Source organism: Flavobacterium sp. TMP13 (assembly GCF_050847115.1).
Lineage (GTDB): Bacteria > Bacteroidota > Bacteroidia > Flavobacteriales > Flavobacteriaceae > Flavobacterium.
Genome location: NZ_CP193656.1, coordinates 1085890 through 1107413, shown reverse-complemented (window position 1 = coordinate 1107413; position 21524 = coordinate 1085890). Strand labels below are relative to the sequence as shown.

Here is a 21524-nt window from a genome sequence, read left to right as displayed (position 1 = left end):
ATAAAGATGATACAAGTAACAAATCTTTCAAAAAAATACAACGAAACAACAGTTTTAAAAATAGAAAATTTGGCCATTCCAAAAGGACAAAGTTTTGGTTTAGTAGGTAATAACGGCGCCGGGAAAACGACTTTTTTTAGTTTATTACTCGACTTAATTCAGCCTACAACAGGCCATATAACTAATAATTTTATACAAGTAGATACAGATGAAAGTTGGAAATCTTTTACTGGTTCATTTTTAGATGAAAATTTCTTGATAGGTTACCTAACTCCCGAAGAATATTTTTATTTTATTGGAGATTTAAGAGGACAGAACAAGGCAGACGTTGATGCATTATTATTAAAATATGATGAATTTTTTAATAATGAAATTTTAAATAACAAAAAATATTTACGCGATTTATCGAAAGGAAATCAAAAGAAAGTGGGTATTATTGCCACACTAATAGGCAGTCCCGAAGTCGTTATTTTAGATGAGCCTTTTGCTAATCTAGATCCAACCACCGTGAGCCGATTAAAAAAAATCATTAAAACCTTGGCTGAGGATCCAAATGTTACCGTTTTAGTTTCCAGCCATGATTTGCAGCATACGGTCGAAGTTTGCGATAGAATTGTGGCTTTAAGTAAAGGAGAAGTGGTCAAAGACATTCAAACTTCACCCGAGACATTGCAAGAGTTAGAACTGTTTTTTGCCGTGTAAAGACACTTATCTCGAAAAGAAATGTATTTTTACAAATCATTATACTAAAAGCTCTATTTGTAAGTTTAATGATTAAACATTTTCCGTTTGAAATACACTAATTTTAAATATATTCTCACGCTTTTCGTAGTGTTTGTTTTGGTGGCTTGTTCTACCAAAAAAGATACTTTTTTGGCTAGAAATTCGCATGCCTTAAGTACTAAATACAACATTTTGTATAATGGTCAAATTGGTTTGGATAAAGGAATTCAATCTGTTAATACTGCTGAAGCTGATAATTTTTGGGAAATTTTGCCCATTGAAAGAATGCAAGTCGAAGATAATTTTTCGGAAGAAGCAAAAATCAAGAATCCCGACTTTGAAATAGCAGAAGCTAAAGCCACCAAAGCCATCCAAAAGCACTCCATGAATATAGGTGGACGAGAGAAAAACTTTCAGATGGACGAAGCCTATTTATTGTTAGGGAAAGCACGTTATTATGACGAGCGCTTCATTCCTGCTTTGGATGCCTTTAATTATATTCTATACAAATATCCTACAAGCAGCAACATTAACACCGCCCGAATCTGGCGCGAAAAAACCAATATGCGTTTGGGTAACGATGCCGTTGTCATCAAAAACATCAATCAGATTTTAAAAGATGTAAAAGTAGACAAACAAGTCTATTCAGATGCGAATGCTTTATTGGCTGAAGCTTTTTTTAACTTACAAAAAAACGACAGTACTATAAGTAAATTAAAAATTGCCATTCAGTTTTCTAAAAAAAACACCGAAAAATCGCGTTACCGATTTATTTTAGCACAATTATTTGAGGCCAAGCAAGAGCGAGATAGTGCTTTACAATACTATCACTCGGTAATTGCTATGAATAGAAAAGGAGATCGCAAATACATGATTCAGGCATATGCAAAAAAAGCACAACTGTTTGATTATGAAAATGGCGATAAAGAAATTTTCGTAAAGCGCTACACTAAATTATTAGAAGATAGAGAAAATCGTCCATTTTTAGATGTTTTAAATTATCAAATGGGTGTTTTTTATGATCAAACACAAGATCAAAAAGCAGCACTTCATTTTTACAATGCGTCCTTAGACACCGAATCTAAAGATTCGTATTTGGTTGCTTCTACCTATAGAAATATAGGAAATATGTATTTTAAAAAAACCAATTATACACTTGCTGCTAAATACTACGACAGCACCTTAGTCAATCTGAATCAAAAAACGCGGGAATATGTGTATCTGAAAAAAAAGCGAACCAATCTAGACGACGTAATCAAATACGAAGCGATTGCTAAGGTAAATGACAGTATTTTAAAGGTAATTGCCTACACGCCAGAAGAACGAACTATCTTCTACCAGAATTATATTGATACGTTAAAAGTTCAAGACAAAGCAAAACAAGTAGCGGCCGATAAAGAAAAAGAAAAGTTAGCCAATATAGAACGCAACAATCAATCGGGAGCTACAGATGTACCTGCGGCAAAAGTAATGAATAATTACGGTCCGCCATCTGCGACCGACGTGAAGAGTAACTTCTATTTTTACAACCCAACAACGGTTGCTTATGGTAAGTTACAATTTAAGAAACAATTTGGGAATCGAACTTTAGACGGCAATTGGCGTTCGTCTTTGGCCAACATTAACCAAGCTTTGGCCGATCAAGAAACTAATAATTCAGCAGAAGTTGTTTCTGACTCGATTGTACCATTGGATCCAAGATACTCGGTTGCTTTTTATACTGAAAAACTACCTACAGAGTTAAAGGCAATTCAAACTATAAAAAAAGATCGTGATTTTGCCTACTATCAATTGGGTCTAATTTACAAAGAAAATTTAAAAGAATACGAGCTCGCAAGTGGTAAGTTAGAACAATTACTTGCTTTTAAACCAGATGAAAAATTGGTATTACCAGCAGAATATAATTTGTATAAAATATATCAAATTACGAATCCGAATCGAGCTGAAATCATTAAAAACGAAATTGTAACGCAGTATCCTACTTCGCGTTATGCGCAAATTATTACCAATGCAACAACGGCAACTGCTGGATTAAATTCTCCAGACGCGGTCTATAAAAAGCAATACGCTTTATACGAAGCCGAACAATTTACCGTTATTTTAGACACTGTTGACGTTTTGATTAGAGAGTATGCGGGAGAGGAAATTGTCTCTAAATTTGAATTGCTAAAGGCCAATGCGTTAGGAAAAACAAAGGGTTTAGAAGCTTATAAAACAGCGATGGAACAAGTGGTTACTAATTATCCTAATAGTGAAGAAGGAAAAAAGGCGAAAGACATTTTGAACAAACAAATTCCGACTTTAGAGAAAATGGCATTCACCACAACTGAAGGGCAAAACTGGAAAATTATCTACAAAATTGCGACTACTGATGAAAAAGCAGTTGAAGACATTAAAGCAAAATTTAATAAATTTCTGAATGAAGAAAATTATATGAAATTAACGTTATCAGTCGATAAATACGATGACAAAGATTCTTTTGTAGTTATTCATGCCATTAAATCGCAGACCTACGCGTACGATTTGGCTACATTACTAAGGGAAAATAAGTATAAGATACAACAAGAACCAACTGTAATTTCGAGTAGTAATTACAGTCTTGTTCAAATTAAGAAAAATATTGACGCATACAAAGCATTAAAAACCCCATAATTATGTTTGAAAAAACCAAGAAACCTACTAATGATGTTCTAGGAAAAACGAATCGAATAGTAGAAGGAACTATTATAAAAGGAGACATTATCTCCGAAGCTGATTTTAGGTTGGACGGCGAATTAATTGGAAATTTTACGTCTAAAGGCAAAATAGTCATTGGACAAAAAGGAAGAGTAACTGGAGATGTAGTGTGTCAAAATGCCGATATCGAAGGTTTTTTTAGCGGCAGTATAAAAGTGCACGATATTTTAAATGTAAAAGAAAAAGCAAGCATACAAGGCGAAGTTACTGTTGGCAAACTTTCGGTCGAACCAGGGGCTGGCTTTACCGCCACTTGCGCAATGCTAAATGAAGCAAAAAATCAAGCTAAAACAGATGGAAAAGCAACCGAAAGAAAAGTCGTCGAATAACAAATGGATTGCGCTTATTAATATTGCATTTCAAATGGGAATTATTATCTTGGCCTTTACGTATTTGGGAATGTGGCTAGATGAAAAGTATTCGAATGGGGCGTCTATCTGGACAATAATTCTATCTTTGCTTTCTGTTTTTCTTGCCCTTTATAATGTCATTCGACAAGTTAAAAATTTAAATAAATAATGATTAGAGTTTTAAATTTTCTAAAGTATTTTGTTCCTTTTTCAGTTGTATTGTTTGTTTCTCAATACTTTATCACACAATCCCTAGCCACAGAACATGTTTTTTTTCATTCGGTATGGAGTATCTATGCCTTTAACATCATTGCTACTTTTTTAGTTTATTTATTGTTGATTTTTGTAAATAAGGAATTTAAAGATTTTACAGGATTCGCTTTTCTAGGAACAAGTTTGTTTAGAATGATGGCTGCAGTAGTTTTTTTAATTCCGTTTATACAGTCCGATGTTGAGGCTCCAATTATTGATCTTGGAGCATTTTTTATACCGTATTTTTTATTTTTATTCTTTGAAGTGTATTTTACAATTCTATTACTAAATAAGAGATAAAGAGCTCAGTATTACTTGAGTTGTGCTTTTAATTTAAATCGTAAAAATTACATAGATATGTTTTCGATTTTGAATTTAATATGTACCTTTGCAAAAAATTTTTGAAACCTAAATTAGATACAGATTTAATAATGATAATTTCAAATAAACCAGTTCATTACTTACTAGTTGCTTTATTAGCATTTACTTCGTCGATTAATTTCGCTTCAACAACAGTTGATAGTGTCTCTGTTCAAAGCGAAAATGTTTCACTCACAGAGAGCAATCAGGCAGTAACAACCAGTCACGGCGAAACTGTTGGTCACGAGGTGGAAAAAGAATTTAATCCTAGTGATTTAATTAACTCGCACATCGGCGACGCTCATGATTTTCACATTGCTGACTGGAACGGTCATCCAATTTCTTTTAACTTGCCGGTTATTTTATGGACAGCAAACGGATTGGAAATTTTTTCATCAGAAAAATTTCACCATGATAATTCAGGTGAACATGTTGTTGATGTGAACGGTCAAAAAGTAGTTCGCTATAAAGAAATTATTTTTTATGCTGATCAATTTGAAACAATGACAGCAGACCAAAGAGATAATGGTGCTTTTGCTTTTAGCGCAAGACCATTAGACTTTTCGATTACCAAAAACGTATTCTCAATGTTTTTGTCTGCCGTTGTACTATTCTTTTTGTTTTTTGCAGTAGCAAGATCATACAAGAAAAACCCAAATGCACCAAAAGGATTAGCAGGTTTCTTAGAGCCACTAGTTACTTATGTGAGAGACGAAATTGCGATTCCAAATATTGGTCACAAAAAGTACGCGAAGTTCATGCCGTATCTTTTAACGATCTTTTTCTTTATCTGGATCAACAACCTTATCGGATTGATTCCTTTCTTTCCATTTAGTTCTAACTTGACCGGAAATATTTACTTTACATTTGTAATGGCATTTATTACGTTTATCGTTACTACATTAAGCGGAAACAAATCATACTGGGGACATATTTTTAACACGCCAGGCGTTCCGGTGTGGTTGGCTCCAATTATGATTCCTGTAGAAATTATCGGAATGTTAACGAAGCCTTTCGCATTGATGATTCGTTTGTTCGCAAACATCACTGCAGGTCACATTATTATTTTAAGTTTAGTTTCTTTGATATTTATTTTTAAAAGCGTTTTTATCGGGCCAGTGGCTGGAGCTTTCGTTTTATTTATGAGTGTTTTAGAAATGTTGGTTGCTGCTTTGCAAGCGTATGTATTTACTTTGCTTTCAGCATTATTTATCGGTCAGGCTGTAGCAGAGCACGATCATCATTAATTTGAGTTTTATTAATTATTAACTATATAAATTTAGTATTATGGTATTAGCTGGAATCGGAGCTGGATTAGCTGTAATTGGTGCAGGTCTTGGAATTGGAAAAATTGGTGGTTCTGCAATGGACGCTATTGCTCGTCAACCAGAAGCTGCTGGAAAAATCCAGACTGCTATGATTATTGCTGCTGCACTTATTGAAGGTGTTGCACTTTTCGCAGTAGTTGTTGCGTTAATCGCAAAATAATTAAAATCAAAAACTTCCTGTAGCGGTTGGCTCCAGGAAGTTTTTTTAAACAAGACAAACAATTTTTTAAATATATAATGTTATGCAATTAACTTCACCAGAGAGTTTAATTTTTTGGACAACGATTATCTTTATCGTTTTCTTCATTCTTTTGGCAAAATTTGCTTGGAAGCCTATTTTAACGGCAGTAAAGAATAGAGAAGAATCTATTAATAATGCATTAGTTGCAGCAGAATCTGCTCGTTTAGAAATGCAAAATTTAACTGCAGATAACGAACGTATTTTACAAGAAGCAAGAATGGAACGTGATGCCTTGTTAAAAGAAGCGCGTGAAATGAAAGACCAAATAATTGCTGATTCTAAGAAAGAAGCACAAGAGCAAGGTTTGAAAATGATTGAGCAAGCAAAAAATGCTATTCAATTAGAAAAAAATGCTGCTATGGCTGAATTGAAATCACACGTTTCAACTTTATCATTGGATATCGCAGAAAAATTATTGAAAGAAGAACTATCTAACAAAGAGGCTCAAACCAAATTGGTTGAGAAAATGTTAGGTGATGTAAAGTTAAACTAAGCAATTATGGCAGGTACAAGAGCAGCAATACGTTATGCGAAAGCAATTCTGGACTTAGCCAACTCAAAAGGAGTTGCTGAAGTTGTGAATAATGATATGAAATTAATCGCTTCAACAATTACTGGTAATGCAGAATTAAGTACATTTATTTTAAACCCAACCTTAAAAGTTGATGTTAAAGAAAGTGCACTTTCAGAAATTTTTGCTGAAACTAATGGCGTAACCAAAGGGTTGTTTCATTTATTGTTTGAAAATAAAAGATTTGAAATTCTTGAAGCTATCGCACAAGAATATACTGCATTGTTTGATGAAAGTAATGGTGTTGAAATAGCTACTGTTACCACAGCAATTGAAATGGACGCTGCTTTAGAAGCAAAAGTTTTAGCAAAAGTGGCTACTTTATCAGATAAAAAAGTAACGATTATTAATAAAGTAGATCCTGCAATTATTGGAGGTTTTATTTTAAGAATTGGTGACAAGCAATACAATGCATCTGTTAGCAATAGATTACAAGTATTAAAAAGAGAGTTAAGTAATTAGTTTTATCACACGTAAAGTGTTTAAATAATATATTAAGATGGCGGAAATCAAACCTGCTGAAATTTCAGCAATATTAAGAAAGCAAGTAGAAGGTTTTGAATCTGGTGCTACGCTAGAGGAAGTAGGAACTGTACTTCAAGTTGGAGACGGTATTGCTCGTATTTACGGGCTATCTAATGTACAATACGGAGAGTTAGTTGAATTTGAAAACGGGCTTGAAGCAATTGTACTAAACCTTGAAGAAGATAATGTTGGTGTTGTACTTTTAGGACCTTCAACAGGGATTAAAGAAGGTTCAATTGCAAAAAGAACACAACGTATCGCTTCTCTTAAAGTAGGAGAACAAATGGTTGGTCGTGTAGTAAACACACTTGGTTTTCCTATCGATGGAAAAGGGCCAATTGGTGGAACGTTATACGAAATGCCATTAGAAAGAAAAGCTCCTGGAGTTATCTTCCGTCAACCAGTTACAGAACCATTACAAACCGGAATAAAAGCTATTGATGCTATGATTCCAGTTGGTCGTGGACAACGTGAGTTGGTTATTGGTGACCGTCAGACAGGAAAGTCTTCTGTTTGTATCGATACCATCTTAAATCAGAAAGAATTTTACGATGCAGGAAAACCTGTATTTTGTATCTATGTAGCAATTGGACAAAAAGCTTCTACTGTTGCAGGAATTGCAAAAATGTTAGAAGAAAAAGGTGCAATGGCTTATACAGTGATCGTTGCAGCAAATGCATCTGATCCAGCTCCAATGCAAGTATATGCTCCAATGGCAGGTGCTGCAATTGGGGAGTATTTTAGAGATTCTGGTCGTCCAGCTTTAATTGTTTATGATGATTTATCTAAACAAGCTGTTGCTTACCGTGAGGTTTCTCTTTTGTTAAGAAGACCACCGGGACGTGAAGCATATCCTGGAGACGTTTTCTACTTACACTCTCGTTTATTAGAGCGTGCTTGTAAGGTAATTGCTGATGACGGAATTGCGAAAAGCATGAACGACTTACCAGATTCATTAAAAGGAATTGTAAAAGGTGGTGGTTCATTAACTGCTTTGCCAATTATTGAAACTCAAGCTGGTGACGTTTCTGCCTATATCCCAACAAACGTAATTTCGATTACGGATGGTCAGATTTTCTTAGATGGAGATTTGTTTAACTCAGGAGTTCGTCCGGCAATTAACGTTGGTATTTCTGTATCACGTGTTGGAGGTAATGCTCAGATTAAATCAATGAAAAAAGTATCTGGAACGTTAAAATTAGACCAAGCACAGTTCCGTGAATTGGAAGCATTTGCTAAGTTTGGTTCTGATTTGGATGCAGTTACTTTAAATGTTATTGAAAAAGGAAAAAGAAACGTTGAGATCTTAAAACAAGGTTTAAATGATCCTTATCCTGTAGAAAATCAAGTAGCGATTATCTATGCAGGTTCTAAAAACTTGTTAAGAAATGTACCTGTTAATAAAGTAAAAGAATTTGAAGCTGATTTCATTTCGTACTTAAGCAACAAACATAAAGATACTTTGAACGCTTTAAAAGCTGGAAAATTAGATGATACTATCACTGATGTTTTAGAAAAAGCAGCAAAAGAAATTTCGGCGAAATATAACTAATAAAAGGATTGAGTATGAAGTACTGAGTATTTAGGTTTTACCGTTACTTACTACTTCATGCTTTTGACTTAATATTTAAAAAAAGAATGGCAAATTTAAAGGAAATCCGTAATAGAATTACTTCCGTTTCATCTACGATGCAAATTACATCGGCAATGAAAATGGTTTCTGCTGCAAAGCTAAAGAAAGCACAAGATGCAATCACTGCAATGCGCCCTTATGCCGAGAAATTAACAGAATTATTGCAAAGTCTTTCTGCTACTCTTGAAGGAGCAGTGGGAGGAGATTTTACAACGCAACGCGAAGTGAAGAGAGTTTTGGTGGTTGCCATTACTTCAAACAGAGGATTGTGTGGTGCATTTAATTCTAATATTATTAAGGAAGCCAAAAATCGTTCATTTGCTTACGCAGGTAAGCAGGTTGATGTTTTTGCTATTGGTAAAAAAGGAAACGATGTTTTATGCAAAACAAACAAAGTTGTTGCTAACGAAAGTGCTATTTTTGATGATTTAAATTTTGAAAATGTAGCTGCTATTGCGGAAACATTGACAGAGAAATTTTTATCAGGAGAGTACGATAAGATTGAATTGATTTACAATCAGTTCAAAAATGCCGCTACTCAAATTGTACAAGTAGAGCAATTTTTACCTTTGGCTCCAATTAAAACTGACATTCCAGTTGCTGCAGCTGATTATCTTTTTGAACCATCAAAGGAAGAGATTGTATTGACATTGATTCCTAAATCATTAAAAACACAGTTATACAAAGGTATTCGTGATTCATTTGCTTCAGAGCATGGCGCTCGTATGACAGCCATGCATAAAGCAACGGATAATGCGACTGAATTGAGAAATCAATTAAAATTAACTTATAACAAAGCACGTCAAGCTGCAATTACTAATGAAATCTTGGAGATTGTTGGTGGAGCAGAAGCGTTGAACGGATAATTTTTAATTCGTATATAAATGAAAAAAGAGCCAATTGGCTCTTTTTTTGTGCTTTGTTTTTAAGGGAACAAATAGCTTTATAATCCCTGTGCTTTTTTTAAGGAATGGTTAGCTTATCCTTGTGCTTTGCATTTAAGGGAGCAAGTAGCTTTATAGCCCCTGTGCTTTTTTTAAAGGATTGGTTAGCTTTTCCTTGTGCTTGTTTTTAAGGGAACAAATAGCTTAATAATCCCTATGCTTTTTTTGTAAAAGGAATGTAGCTTTTTCCTCGTGCTTGTTTTTAAAGGGACAATTAGCTTTATCAACCCTATGCTCTCTTTTTTTTAAAGGAATGGTTAGCTTTTTCCTTGTGCTTTGTTTTTAAATGGGACAATTAGCTTTATAAACCCTTACCTTACTGTTGTTTAATGATACAAATGTCCGCTATTGTAACTCTTTATACAATACCAACATTTAGTGATATTTACATTTTTTTTGTTTTGAAGGTACAATTCAGTAATTTTTTAAAAATAATTTAACTGTTATTTTAGGCTCAGTCGAATATTTAAAAGTACTTTTTTAAGTAATTTTGTAGTCAAAACTTTTAGTATGAACATAACAATAAGAGAGCTTACTACTTTGGAAGAAATGCTAGCTCATATTGAAACGATGCAGTTTCTATATCCAAATCTCGCAAAAGAAAGATATAGTGCTAATCTTTCAGAAATGATTTCTCGGAATTATACACAAATAGCTGTTTTTGAAGATAATAAGTGTTTAGGATTAACGGGTTGCTGGACCGCTACTAAATTGTGGACTGGTAAGTATTTAGAGTTAGACAACTTTATAGTTCATCCGGATTATCGCTCGAAAGGAATTGGAAAAATGCTGACTGATTACGCCAATCAAAAAGCGCAAGATTTAGGTTGTTCTAGTATCGTTTTGGATGCTTTTACAGGAAATTTTGGTGCACATCGATTCTATTACAACCAAGGATATGGGCCTAAAGGTTTTCATTTCGTTAAAATTATCGATGAATCTAAATTAGCGTGAAAATTTATTCACGAACAATTCTTTATTGATGCGGCAAAAGCAATAATAAACCAAAGATTTGGTTATTTTTGTTAGATCAATACTTTAGGAATACATTTATTTTGGGATTATATAAAAATCTTTTTAAGCAAACAGCAATTTATGGTTTAGCAACAGTGCTACCACGAATGCTTAGTTTTTTATTGGTACGACTCTACACTGGAATTTTGCCTACTGCAGAGTACGGTGAGGTTTCTATTATATTATCTTGGATGGTTTTCTTCAACGTCGTTTTATCATACGGAATGGAAACATCATTCTTTCGGTTTTTTAGTGCCGAAGAAGACAAACAAAATGTTGTAGCCACGTCGACAATCTCCGTTTTTTGGTCCTCTATAATTTTTCTTTTTGCGGCGCTTATATTTAGAAATACCTTAGCCGCATGGGCAGGAGTGGAGGTTCAGTATATAACCTATACGATTTGGATTTTAGTTTTAGATGCTTTGGTAATCATTCCTTTTTCTAAGCTAAGGGCCAACCAACGGCCGATGATGTATGCCATTATTAAAATTGGTAACGTCGCTGTTAACCTAGGTTTAAACATTTTCTTCCTTCTTTATTTACCGACAATAGCAAACAATCATCCAAATTCGTTTTGGGATAATATTTATTTCGAAAACTTTGAGATTGCTTATATTTTCATTGCTAATTTGCTAGCTAGTTTAGCCACTTTTATAGTTCTTTCGCCAAATTACCTTTCATTAAGAAAAGGTTTTGATGCAAAGCTTTGGAAAAAAATGATGAAATACGGTTTGCCTATTTTGGTTGCTGGACTTGCTTTTGCGGTTAATGAACATTTCGATAAAATTTTATTGGGTTACTTACTTCCAGAAAATATTGCAAAATCTGAAGTTGGGGCCTATTCGGCTTGTTATAAATTAGGCTTGTTTATGGTGTTGTACGCAACAGCATTTCGATTGGGAATTGAGCCTTTCTTTTTTAGTCACGCTAAAAATGCAAATGCTCCTCAAACGTATGCAGTAATTACCAAGTATTTTATAATCCTAGGTTCGCTAATTCTATTGAGCGTTATTGTTTTTGCAGATATTTTTAAAGTCCTTTTACTCGATAATAAAGCCTATTGGGAAGCAATGAAAGTAGTACCACTAATTATTCTAGCAAACTTCTTTCTCGGGATTTACAATAATTTATCTGTTTGGTATAAGTTGACGGATAAAACTAAAATTGGAGCGTATATCTCGATTTTAGGTGCGATTGTAACTCTTGCACTTAATTATTATTTGATTCCGAAATACAGTTATTACGGTTCGGCTATTGCTACGATTTCCGCCTATGGTAGTATGATGGTGATTTCTTATTTCCTTGGTAATAAGTATTATCCCATTCCATATGATATGCATAAAATTGGCGCATATCTCGGAATATCAATTGGATTTTCAGCCGTTTACTTTTACGGATTTAGAGAAAATTATTTCGTCGGAATTCCTTTATTACTATTATTTATGTATTTCATTTATTACAATGAAAAAGATACTATTAAAGCAATTATGAATAAAAAGTAAACTCTTTTATTTTACTTTTAAAATTTAAATATGACAATAAACATCATTAATAAATCGCAACACGACTTGCCTAATTATGAAACCATAGCGTCAGCAGGTATGGATTTGCGAGCGAACTTAACTGAAAAAGTTACTTTAGAGCCGATGGGTAGAGCAATCGTAAAAACGGGACTTTTTTTAGAATTGCCAATTGGTTACGAAGCACAAGTACGACCTAGAAGTGGCTTGGCAGCTAAAAGCGGAATTACAGTTTTAAATGCGCCAGGAACAATTGATGCTGATTATAGAGGAGAAGTGGGTGTCATTCTAATTAACTTATCCAACGAAGTTTTTACTATTGAAAATGGAGAGCGTATTGCCCAGTTGATAATTGCAAAGCATGAACGAGCAGAGTGGAATCAAGTTAAAGTATTAACAGAAACTGATCGCGGAGATGGTGGTTTTGGGAGTACTGGAGTAAAATAAAATTTAAATAATTTTAGGATTAAAAAATTTAAAAGAGTTCAATTCTTTTAGTTTTTTAATTCTAAGTATTCGATATATAATGAAGATAATTGTACCAATGGCAGGAAGAGGATCAAGATTGAGACCTCATTCTTTAACAGTTCCTAAACCTTTAATTCCAGTTGCTGGAAAACCAATAGTTAATCGATTAGTCGAAGATATAGCCAAAATTCTAAAAGAACCAATAGAAGAAATTGCGTTTATTTTAGGAGATGAAGCTTTTTTTGGAGCTGATGTTGTTGCTAATTTGCAGCAATTAGCAAAAAGCTTAGGAGCTAAAGCATCGATTTATCGTCAAGATTTACCATTAGGAACGGGGCACGCAATTATGTGCGCCAAAGATTCTTTATCGGGACCAGCAGTTGTAGCTTATGCAGATACGCTAATTAGAGCTAATTTTGACTTAGATCCAGAAGCAGATGCGGTGATCTGGGTTAAACAAGTGGAGGCGCCCGAAGCTTATGGAGTAGTAAAATTAAACGAAAATAGCGAAATTGTTGAATTGGTTGAAAAGCCCGAGCAGTTTGTGAGCGATTTAGCGGTTATCGGTATTTATTATTTTAAAGAAATTGGAGATTTAAAAGATGAACTTCAGAATGTCTTGGATAATAACATTCAGAACGGTGGCGAATATCAAATTAATGACGGTATCAAAGCCATGATGTCTAACGGGAAAGTCTTTAAAACAGGAAGTGTAGACGAATGGATGGACTGTGGAAACAAAAATGTGACGGTACAAACCAATTCTAGAATGTTGGGATTTCTTAAAGACGATGGTGAAAACATGGTAGATGCAAATGTTGTTTTAGAAAACGCTACAATTGTACCGCCATGCTACATTGGTAAAAATGTAGTTTTAAAAAACACAACAGTTGGACCCAATGTTTCTTTGGGAGACAATGCTAAAGTAACAGATAGCACTTTAAAAAATAGTTTGATTCAATCGAATGTCGACATTAAAAATGCTAACTTAGACAATGCGATGATTGGAAATCACGTAAGTTTTGATGGTAATTTTACAAGCATTAGCATTGGTGATTATTCGGTTTTGGAATAGCTAAAAAGCTAATATAATATAATGATTAAAAAAAGAGTTTTTATAGCACTTGCTTTTGCCTTTTTAGGCAATGTAACAACCGCAGTAGCTCAGGGTGAACCTGAAGATGTTGCCGTGGCTAGTGATGCTTATCAAGACTCTTTTTATGAATCTCTGCTTCAAAAAGGTATTGAAAATTATGATAAAGCGATCGTAGCGTTAGAAAAATGTTTAAAAATTCAGCCCAATGACGATGTCAGTTATTTCGAATTAGGAAAAAATTACTTAGCGTTGAAGGATTACAACAATGCAAAAATTAGTTTTGAAAAAGCCGTAGCGCTTAATCCCAAGAATAAATGGTACTTGCTCGGAATTTACGATGTGAGTTTTCAAACAAAAGATTTTCCTTTGGCGATCAATACCATTCAAAAAATCATCCCATTTGATGAGGAATATAAAGACGATTTGATTTCGCTTTATATGGCAACAGAGCAGCAAGACAGAGCATTGCCGCTGATCAAGGAAATGGATGATAAGTATGGTAAAACTTCAGAAAGAGAATCGTTTAAAAGAAGAATTTACACAACAGGAAATCATGAAGAGGAAGAAGTTGATACGTTAATCAATAATATTAATTCCAATCCCAAAGTTGAGTCTAATTACCTTGCTTTAATCAACTTGTACGCGAATCGAAATGAATTGGATAAAGTTATTGCTGTAGCCAAACAATTAGAAAAAGAACTACCGGAATCAGAGTGGGCCCAAGTAAGTTTGTTCAAAAGTTACTTAGACCAAAATCAACTAAAAAAAGCCATTCCTGCCTTGTTTACGGTTTTAGGAAGTTCTAATGTTGATATCAAAATAAAACACCGCGTTTTTAATGAGTTTTTGATTTTTGCGGCAAAGAATCCAGAGTACGAGGTGGAGATAGAAAAGGCAATTCCTTATTTAAAAGGAGATTCAACTGTTGATGTTCCAAAAGAAGTCGGCAAGTTCTTTCACAATAAAAAGCAATATAGCAAGGCAGCTCAGTATTACGAAGAAGCCAACAAAGCAAGTAGTTCAGCAGATGTAGAAACGAACTTATTATTAATGCAAGTTTATACTGAAACAAAGGAATTTGACAAAATGGTCAAACAATCAGCAGAGATGATCGATACTTTTCCATCGCAACCTGAGTTTTACTTTTACAATGGATTAGCCAATAATCAATTGAAACAATTTAAAAAAGCAAAAGACGTTTTAGAAATGGGCATGGATTATGTTGTAGATGACGCCACGGCCGAAATTAATTTTAATGAACAACTTGCTGAAGCATTTAACGGTTTAGGAAATGCTAAAAAGAAGCAAGAACACCTTGATAAAGCCAATTTGTTATTGCAAAAAAAATAAAATTTAAAATGAAAAAATATATAGTTTTTCTAGTCTTGGTACTTTTGGTTGGTTGTAAAGCCAAAAAAGACATCGCGACTGAAACGGAAGATTTGAATACTGTTTCGTCTAAAAAAATAATAGACAAGCATTACTCCAATACTCTTAATTTTACGACACTTTACATAAAAGCGACTGCTAAATATAGTGATGCAAAACAAAATCAGAATGTTACGACTGAAATACGTATTAAAAAAGACGAACAAATTTTGGTAAGCATTCGTTTTTTAGGAATCACAATGGCAAAGGCCTTGATTACACCAACTTCTGTTAGCTACTACGAGAAGATAAAAGGAACGTATTACGACGGAGATTTTACAAGCTTGAGTAAATGGCTGGGAACTGATTTAAATTTTGAAAAAGTTCAAAATTTGTTGGTAGGCGAAGCGCTAGATAATTTAAAAAAAGGCAAGTACAAAGAATCGATTGTCGATCAACTGTATCGTTTAGATGATCAAAAAGAATCTAACTTGAAACAATCGTATTATTTTGATGCTGAAAAATTCTTGCTTCAAAAAGAACAAATTACCCAAACAGCCGAAAATGTTATGATACAAGTGGCCTATGCCGATCACAAAACGTTCGAGCAGGGAATTTTACCGACAAGCATTGTGATCAATACCATTCAATCTAAAGGAAAAACTGATATTAATCTGAATTACAATTCAATTTCATTCAATGAAGAAATTTCTTTTCCATATAGTATTCCAGATGGTTATAAAAGAGTTATAATTAAGTAAATTTGCAAAAAGATATTTTTAAGATGCCAAAATTTCTCCTTAGCGTATTATTGATTTGTGTTTCTTCATTGATGTGGGGACAAGACACGCAACAAGAAAAACTAGAACAACGTAAAGCTCAAATTCAACAAGAAATTAAGGCTAACGAAAAGATGTTGCAATCTGTTAAAAAGAAAGAGAAATCGGCTTTGGATGAATATTACATTCAAACCAATAAAATAAAACTAAAAGAAAAACTGATCCATACCACTGAAAAGCAAACAAAATTGTTGAGTAATGATATGTATTTAAATCAACTAAAGATCAATCAACTCAATCGAGATCTAAAGGTTTTGAAGGAAGATTATTCAAAGATGATTTTAAAATCATATAAAAGTAGGTCAGAGCAAAGTCGCGCGATGTTTATTTTATCTTCAGAAAACTTTTTGCAAGCCTATAAGCGTGCGCAATACATGAAGCAGTACACCAGTTTCAGAAAAAATCAAGGAGAAGAAATTGGCTCAAAAACGACCCAGTTAGAAGCTGCCAACCAAAAGCTACAAGGACAACGTGAAACCAAAAAGAAATTTATAGCAGAGAATATTAAGCAGCGCTTGACTTTGGAAGAAGAAAAAAAGGAGCAGCAAAAGCTAGTAAACGCTATTAAAAAAGATAAAAACAGTATCGTAAAAGATATTAAGAAGAAACAAACAGAAACGAAAAACATTGACCGTTCGATTGATCGTTTAATTCGTGAAGCAATTGCTGAAGCTAACAGAAAGGCAGCATTAGAGAAAGCAAAAGAGGCAGGCACCAAAGCACCAACTTCAACAGCTTCTAGCACAAAAATTGAGTTAACGCCTGAAGCTAAAATTTTAGCTGCTGATTTTAGAGCCAATCGCGGTAAGTTGCCTTGGCCTGTAGAGCGCGGTTTTATTTCACAAGGATTTGGTGACCAGCCACACCCAATATACAATACACTGACCATTCACAATAGTGGTGTCGAAATAACTACAGAGCAAGGATCTAGTGCGCGAGCGGTTTTTGCGGGCGAGGTTACCAGCGTGATTGTGCTTTCTCCAGTCAATAAAGCAGTAATGATTCAGCATGGAGATTATTTTACGGTGTACCAAAACTTAAGTTCCGTTTTTGTGAGTAAAGGAGATAAAGTTTCTTTTAAGCAAGAAATAGGTAAAATTAGAACGAGCGGAGATACAGGTAAAACGACAATAAAGTTTTCGATCTTGCAAAATACGACCTACAATAATCCGCAAGGATGGTTGCAAAATAAATAATAAAAAAGGAGCTGTAAAGGCTCCTTTTTTATTATGATTTGTTTGTAGTTTTTAAAATAATTTCAATGTGTATTTGAAAATAGTACTATACAACATAAAAGTAGTATTTTTGCAGGATGGAAACAAACAGACAGAAAAAAATAGGCGGTGTCATCCAAAAAGATTTGGTGGATATTTTGCAAGGTGAAGTGAGAAAAAATGGAATTCCCAATTTGATAATTTCAGTATCTAAAGTAGTTGTAACTTCCGATTTATCGGTAGCAACGGTGCACTTAAGCATCTTTCCTCAAGATAAGGCCAAAGAAACATTAGAAGCTATAAAAAGCAACAGTAAGATAATTAAGCATGATTTATCGCAACGTGTACGTCTGCAATTGCGTCGTGTTCCTAATTTGGTGTTTTTTATTGATGACTCGTTAGATTACATCGAAAAGATTGACAATGCTTTGTCAACAAAAGAAAATCCTATCGAAAACCGTGATTTGTTAGAAAAACGAAGAAGATCATAATTTGAAGTTTCCACTTTACATAGCCAAGCGTTACATTTTTAGTAGCAGTTTCAACAACGCAATTAATATAATTAATCGCATTGCCAGTCTTGGCATTGTCGTTGGTACTTTGGCTTTGTTTGTAGTTTTATCTGTATTTAGTGGTTTGCGCGAGTTTAGTTTGTCGTTTACTAATGAAATTGATCCAGATTTAAAAATTGAAAGTACGCTAGGTAAATCATTTCTAATTACGGGAGAAGAGGATAAAAAAATTAAGAACATTCAAGGTATCGCGTCGTACACTAAAGTGATCGAAGAGCGCGTTTTGTTTGTTTTTAATAATAAGCAACAAGTTACTTATCTAAAAGGAGTTGATGCCAATTACGATAAAGTAAGCAACATTAAATCTCGTCTTTTTAATGGAACTTGGCTCAAACCAGAAACATTTCAAGTTGTGGTTGGTTACGGAATTTCTCGTGATTTTTCTATGGGAATACTCGATTTTCAGAATCAATTGCAAATTCTAGCTCCTAAACCAGGGAAAGGAACAATAAACAATCCCGAAGAAGCTTTTAGCAAAATTGATGTGTTGCCTGTTGGAATTTATTCGATTAGCGAAGACTTAGATTCTAAATATGTTTTTGCAGATTTGCAATTGACACAAGAATTACTACAATACAAACCCAATCAGATCTCCTCGATTGAGTTTGATTTGAAATCGGAAGCGAATGAAGAGACAGTAACAAAGCAGTTACAAGAAATTTTTAAGAATAAAATTACAGTTAAAAATAGAGCGCAACTTAACGCTTCTTTGTACAAGATGCTCAATACCGAAAATATTGCGGTTTATTTAATTTTTACTTTGGTTATAATCGTGGCTCTTTTTAATCTTATTGGCGCTCTAATTATGATGATTTTAGATAAAAAGCACAACCTTAAAACGTTATTTAATCTCGGTTCTGAGATCAAACACTTGCGTCAGATATTTTTATTGCAAGGAGTCTTGTTGAGTTTCTTTGGAGGGTTAATTGGTTTGATGTTAGGAATTGGTTTAGTGGTTTTGCAACAGCAATTCGAATTGGTGATGATCACACCAACTTTGGCCTATCCTGTCGTTTTTAACTTCGAAAATGTCTTGATTGTTTTAGGAACTATTCTTTCGCTTGGCTTTTTAGCTTCGCTGATAGCGAGCAGTAGAGTTAGCAAGAAGTTATTGGAGTAATAGAATTTAGAAATTAAAATCTGAAAAAGTAATAAAATCTTAAGGAGCAGCTATTTTAGTTAAACTGCTTTCGCTTACTATTTTTCGTATCTCTTTTTCAAAGTAATAATTTAATTCAAAGATTTCATTCGTTTGATTTTCTAAAACAACTACTGAAACATCACTTTCCGGAAAATACAAATTCATTGATGCAAAGCCATCACCAAGTCCAGTGTGCCCTATAAATTTCGGATCTGCCTGATCGTTAATTCTGATGCCGTAACCGTAACCAATTTTTACGGTATCGAAAACATCATGTTGTGATGCTGTAGTATACGTTGTCATCAATTGATAGGTTTCTGCCTTCAATATTTTTCCCTGGTGTAAATTGTCATTCCAAATAGCTAAGTCATTTACAGTTGAAATAATACCATCGGCTGCTATTGATTCCTGTGTAATTTGCGAATGCGTTACGATTTTAAATGAGTTTTTATTATTTACATACCCAGAAACTGCAGAATGCTTGTTTTTATTTGAATAGCAAAAAGTGCGCGTCATTTTTAATTGCTTAAAAAGTATCGTAGCCATTTCGGCATATGATTTTTTTGAAGAAAACTCAATAATTTTCCCGAGTAATTGATTGGATAAATTTCCGTATTTAAAATTAGAACCAGGTTCAAAGGCTAATTGTTTTTCTAGGTCTATAATTCCATGAGTATGATTTAGTAATTGATGTACCGTAACTGTGTCTGCCCAAGTTTGATTTAAGTATGGTAAATACTTTTTGATTGGTGCTTGCAAGTTTACTGTTCCTTTCTCAACTTGTTTTAAAAGTAGAACCGCAGTAATTTGCTTGCTGTTAGACATAATTTTAAATGTACTGTTTAATTGAAGAGGAACTTTACTATCAAAATTGGAATAACCGTAGACTTTTGAATAAATCCCTTTACCATTTTTTGTGACAAAAATAACACCGTTAAAAATTCTCGGACTAGTGGTATTAACTAAACTGTCAATTTTGGTGGAGTAGTCCTTTTGTTTTTGAGCAAAAGTAATTGTGCTCGACAAAGAAAGAAATATAATAGAGATAATTTGGGAAAGTGATTTCATTTAGATTTGTATATCAGAATAGGTCTCAATCGTGACAAGTATTAGGACGACTAATTAACAAAAAAATCCGATAGTTTTTTAAGCTATCGGATTTTATATTTTATGCAAATTGATAATCAGCATATACCTCTTTTATTTGTTCGAGAACGCCAAATAGATCTTCGGGAGCATCAGTAGTAACTAATTTTTGCTTGTACTCTTTAAATGAATGAATTCCTTTAAAATAATTAGTATAGTGGCGGCGCATTTCTACAATTCCCAATCGTTCACCTTTCCAATCCATAGACCATTGCAAATGATTTCGAGCAGCATCTACGCGATCAAGTACGGTTGGAGCAGGTAAGTGTTCTCCAGTTTCAAAATAATGCTTTATTTCATTAAAAATCCAAGGGTAACCGATGGCAGCACGACCAATCATAATTCCGTCTATACCGTATTCATTTTTATATTTTAATGCTTTTTCTGGACTGTCAACATCTCCATTTCCAAAAATAGGCATCGTAATTCTAGGATTATTTTTGACGCGAGCAATGTGCGACCAATCGGCATGTCCTTTGTACATTTGCGCTCGAGTTCGGGCGTGAATAGTCAAAGCTTGTACACCAATATCTTGCAAGCGTTCGGCAACTTCATCAATATTAATCGAATTGTCGTCCCAACCCAAGCGTGTTTTTACTGTTACAGGCAAATTAGTACTGCGAATCACGGCTTCGGTTAATCGAATCATCAAATCAACGTCTTTTAAAACTCCTGCTCCGGCACCTTTGCAGACGACTTTTTTTACCGGACAGCCAAAATTAATATCAACTAGATCGGGTTTTACTGTGGTAACAATTTTGGAAGATAAAGCCATGGCTTCTTCATCACCACCAAAAATCTGAATTCCGACTGGACGCTCGTAATCAAAAATATCTAGTTTCATTCTGCTTTTAATCGCATCACGAATCAACCCTTCGGACGAAATAAATTCTGAATACATCATGTCAGCTCCATGCGCTTTACACAATCTACGAAAAGGGGGATCACTCACATCTTCCATGGGTGCGAGTAATAAAGGAAATTCGGGTAATTCTATGTTGCCAATCTTGACCATCTTCACTATTTTTTGCAAAATTACAATTTTTAGCTGACTTCTCTTCTAGTAAACAGTTTATAACCTTTTAACGAACAGTTTTAAAGTACAAATCCTCGTAGGGAAACTTTCGCAAGTTTGATTATGTGATGCACGATAGAAGATGTTGCGCTTCATCGAGTTTTTTAGTCGTATAACTATTTTATTTTTTAGATCAATGGTCTAACTTTATATTTGCGACACTATAATATTAGTAGGTTAAATTTATAGTAGATTTGGGGCAAAAAGGGTAGAAGCAATTCTACCCTTTTTTGTTTATTAGTAGTAAAATATTGACTAGTAGCACTTTAACAGGTATTTTTACCGTTAGTCTAAAAGATTTTATTAATTAGAAATGTGCTGCTATATTTGAATAACCATTAACGATAGTAGGTTGAGTTATGGTAGATTTGGGGCAAAAAAGGTGGAGCAATCCACCTTTTTTATTTA

Annotated in this window: 22 protein-coding genes; 20 read left to right on the top strand and 2 right to left on the bottom strand. The window is 34.0% G+C overall.

Features of this window, described 5'->3' with window-relative positions; translation table 11 throughout:
- Nucleotides 1-6: 6 nt before the first annotated feature.
- The 20 genes from ACRASX_RS04845 (at nucleotide 7) to ACRASX_RS04750 (ending at nucleotide 18874) form a co-directional block, all read left to right on the top strand.
- On the top strand, nucleotides 7-702 hold the full coding sequence (locus tag ACRASX_RS04845) for an ABC transporter ATP-binding protein (RefSeq protein ID WP_432222604.1): 696 nt from the start codon (nucleotides 7-9) through the stop codon (nucleotides 700-702).
- Between the two features lie 87 nt (nucleotides 703-789).
- The gene (locus ACRASX_RS04840) at nucleotides 790-3375 is read left to right on the top strand and encodes a tetratricopeptide repeat protein (protein WP_432222603.1); all 2586 of its coding nucleotides are present in this window, start codon (nucleotides 790-792) and stop codon (nucleotides 3373-3375) included.
- Between the two features lie 2 nt (nucleotides 3376-3377).
- Nucleotides 3378-3788 (top strand): bactofilin family protein, encoded by a 411-nt coding sequence (locus ACRASX_RS04835; RefSeq protein WP_066312079.1) that lies wholly within the window; start codon nucleotides 3378-3380, stop codon nucleotides 3786-3788.
- A complete protein-coding gene (locus ACRASX_RS04830) occupies nucleotides 3754-3978 on the top strand; it encodes an AtpZ/AtpI family protein (protein WP_432222602.1) in 225 nt (74 codons plus the stop codon). The genes ACRASX_RS04835 and ACRASX_RS04830 overlap by 35 nt, the downstream gene beginning before the upstream one ends.
- Nucleotides 3978-4361 (top strand): hypothetical protein, encoded by a 384-nt coding sequence (locus tag ACRASX_RS04825; RefSeq protein ID WP_066312074.1) that lies wholly within the window; start codon nucleotides 3978-3980, stop codon nucleotides 4359-4361. The genes ACRASX_RS04830 and ACRASX_RS04825 overlap by 1 nt, the downstream gene beginning before the upstream one ends.
- Before the next feature lie 131 nt (nucleotides 4362-4492).
- A complete protein-coding gene (gene atpB, locus ACRASX_RS04820; RefSeq protein ID WP_082706685.1) occupies nucleotides 4493-5668 on the top strand; it encodes a F0F1 ATP synthase subunit A in 1176 nt (391 codons plus the stop codon).
- Nucleotides 5669-5708: 40 nt separating this feature from the next.
- Entirely contained in the window at nucleotides 5709-5909 is a 201-nt protein-coding gene (gene atpE, locus ACRASX_RS04815; RefSeq protein ID WP_031453874.1) for an ATP synthase F0 subunit C, read from the top strand.
- Between the two features lie 82 nt (nucleotides 5910-5991).
- A complete protein-coding gene (locus tag ACRASX_RS04810) occupies nucleotides 5992-6483 on the top strand; it encodes a F0F1 ATP synthase subunit B (protein WP_066312064.1) in 492 nt (163 codons plus the stop codon).
- 6 nt (nucleotides 6484-6489) lie between these two features.
- Nucleotides 6490-7023 carry an ATP synthase F1 subunit delta gene (gene atpH, locus ACRASX_RS04805; RefSeq protein ID WP_066312062.1) on the top strand — a complete coding sequence of 178 codons (534 nt, stop codon included), beginning with the start codon at nucleotides 6490-6492 and terminating at the stop codon, nucleotides 7021-7023.
- Nucleotides 7024-7060: 37 nt separating this feature from the next.
- A complete protein-coding gene (atpA, locus tag ACRASX_RS04800; protein WP_066312060.1) occupies nucleotides 7061-8638 on the top strand; it encodes a F0F1 ATP synthase subunit alpha in 1578 nt (525 codons plus the stop codon).
- Nucleotides 8639-8724: 86 nt separating this feature from the next.
- Nucleotides 8725-9585 (top strand): ATP synthase F1 subunit gamma, encoded by an 861-nt coding sequence (gene atpG / locus ACRASX_RS04795; RefSeq protein ID WP_432222601.1) that lies wholly within the window; start codon nucleotides 8725-8727, stop codon nucleotides 9583-9585.
- A gap of 588 nt (nucleotides 9586-10173) precedes the next feature.
- Entirely contained in the window at nucleotides 10174-10617 is a 444-nt protein-coding gene (locus ACRASX_RS04790; RefSeq protein WP_432222600.1) for a GNAT family N-acetyltransferase, read from the top strand.
- Nucleotides 10618-10718: 101 nt separating this feature from the next.
- Nucleotides 10719-12179 carry a lipopolysaccharide biosynthesis protein gene (locus ACRASX_RS04785; RefSeq protein WP_432223068.1) on the top strand — a complete coding sequence of 487 codons (1461 nt, stop codon included), beginning with the start codon at nucleotides 10719-10721 and terminating at the stop codon, nucleotides 12177-12179.
- A gap of 30 nt (nucleotides 12180-12209) precedes the next feature.
- Nucleotides 12210-12644: a dUTP diphosphatase gene (gene dut, locus ACRASX_RS04780; protein ID WP_432222599.1), complete on the top strand. Its 435-nt coding sequence runs from the start codon at nucleotides 12210-12212 to the stop codon at nucleotides 12642-12644.
- Nucleotides 12645-12723: 79 nt separating this feature from the next.
- Nucleotides 12724-13740, top strand: coding sequence for a sugar phosphate nucleotidyltransferase (locus tag ACRASX_RS04775; protein ID WP_432222598.1), 1017 nt, complete (start codon nucleotides 12724-12726; stop codon nucleotides 13738-13740).
- 21 nt (nucleotides 13741-13761) lie between these two features.
- Nucleotides 13762-15111: a tetratricopeptide repeat protein gene (locus ACRASX_RS04770; RefSeq protein ID WP_432222597.1), complete on the top strand. Its 1350-nt coding sequence runs from the start codon at nucleotides 13762-13764 to the stop codon at nucleotides 15109-15111.
- Nucleotides 15112-15119: 8 nt separating this feature from the next.
- Nucleotides 15120-15890, top strand: a complete 771-nt coding sequence (locus tag ACRASX_RS04765; RefSeq protein ID WP_432222596.1) for a DUF4292 domain-containing protein — start codon at nucleotides 15120-15122, stop codon at nucleotides 15888-15890.
- Between the two features lie 23 nt (nucleotides 15891-15913).
- Entirely contained in the window at nucleotides 15914-17164 is a 1251-nt protein-coding gene (locus ACRASX_RS04760) for a murein hydrolase activator EnvC family protein (protein ID WP_066312038.1), read from the top strand.
- Between the two features lie 116 nt (nucleotides 17165-17280).
- Nucleotides 17281-17673: a 30S ribosome-binding factor RbfA gene (gene rbfA, locus ACRASX_RS04755; RefSeq protein ID WP_066312035.1), complete on the top strand. Its 393-nt coding sequence runs from the start codon at nucleotides 17281-17283 to the stop codon at nucleotides 17671-17673.
- Between the two features lies 1 nt (nucleotide 17674).
- Nucleotides 17675-18874 carry an ABC transporter permease gene (locus ACRASX_RS04750; RefSeq protein WP_432222595.1) on the top strand — a complete coding sequence of 400 codons (1200 nt, stop codon included), beginning with the start codon at nucleotides 17675-17677 and terminating at the stop codon, nucleotides 18872-18874.
- A gap of 39 nt (nucleotides 18875-18913) precedes the next feature.
- Here the strand turns inward: ACRASX_RS04750 and ACRASX_RS04745 are convergent, their stop codons facing one another.
- Both ACRASX_RS04745 and dusB read right to left on the bottom strand, forming a co-directional pair.
- The gene (locus ACRASX_RS04745) at nucleotides 18914-19963 is read right to left on the bottom strand and encodes a serine hydrolase domain-containing protein (protein ID WP_432222594.1); all 1050 of its coding nucleotides are present in this window, start codon (nucleotides 19961-19963) and stop codon (nucleotides 18914-18916) included.
- Nucleotides 19964-20063: 100 nt separating this feature from the next.
- Nucleotides 20064-21056, bottom strand: a complete 993-nt coding sequence (dusB, locus tag ACRASX_RS04740) for a tRNA dihydrouridine synthase DusB (RefSeq protein WP_432222593.1) — start codon at nucleotides 21054-21056, stop codon at nucleotides 20064-20066.
- Between the last annotated feature and the right edge of the window lie 468 nt (nucleotides 21057-21524).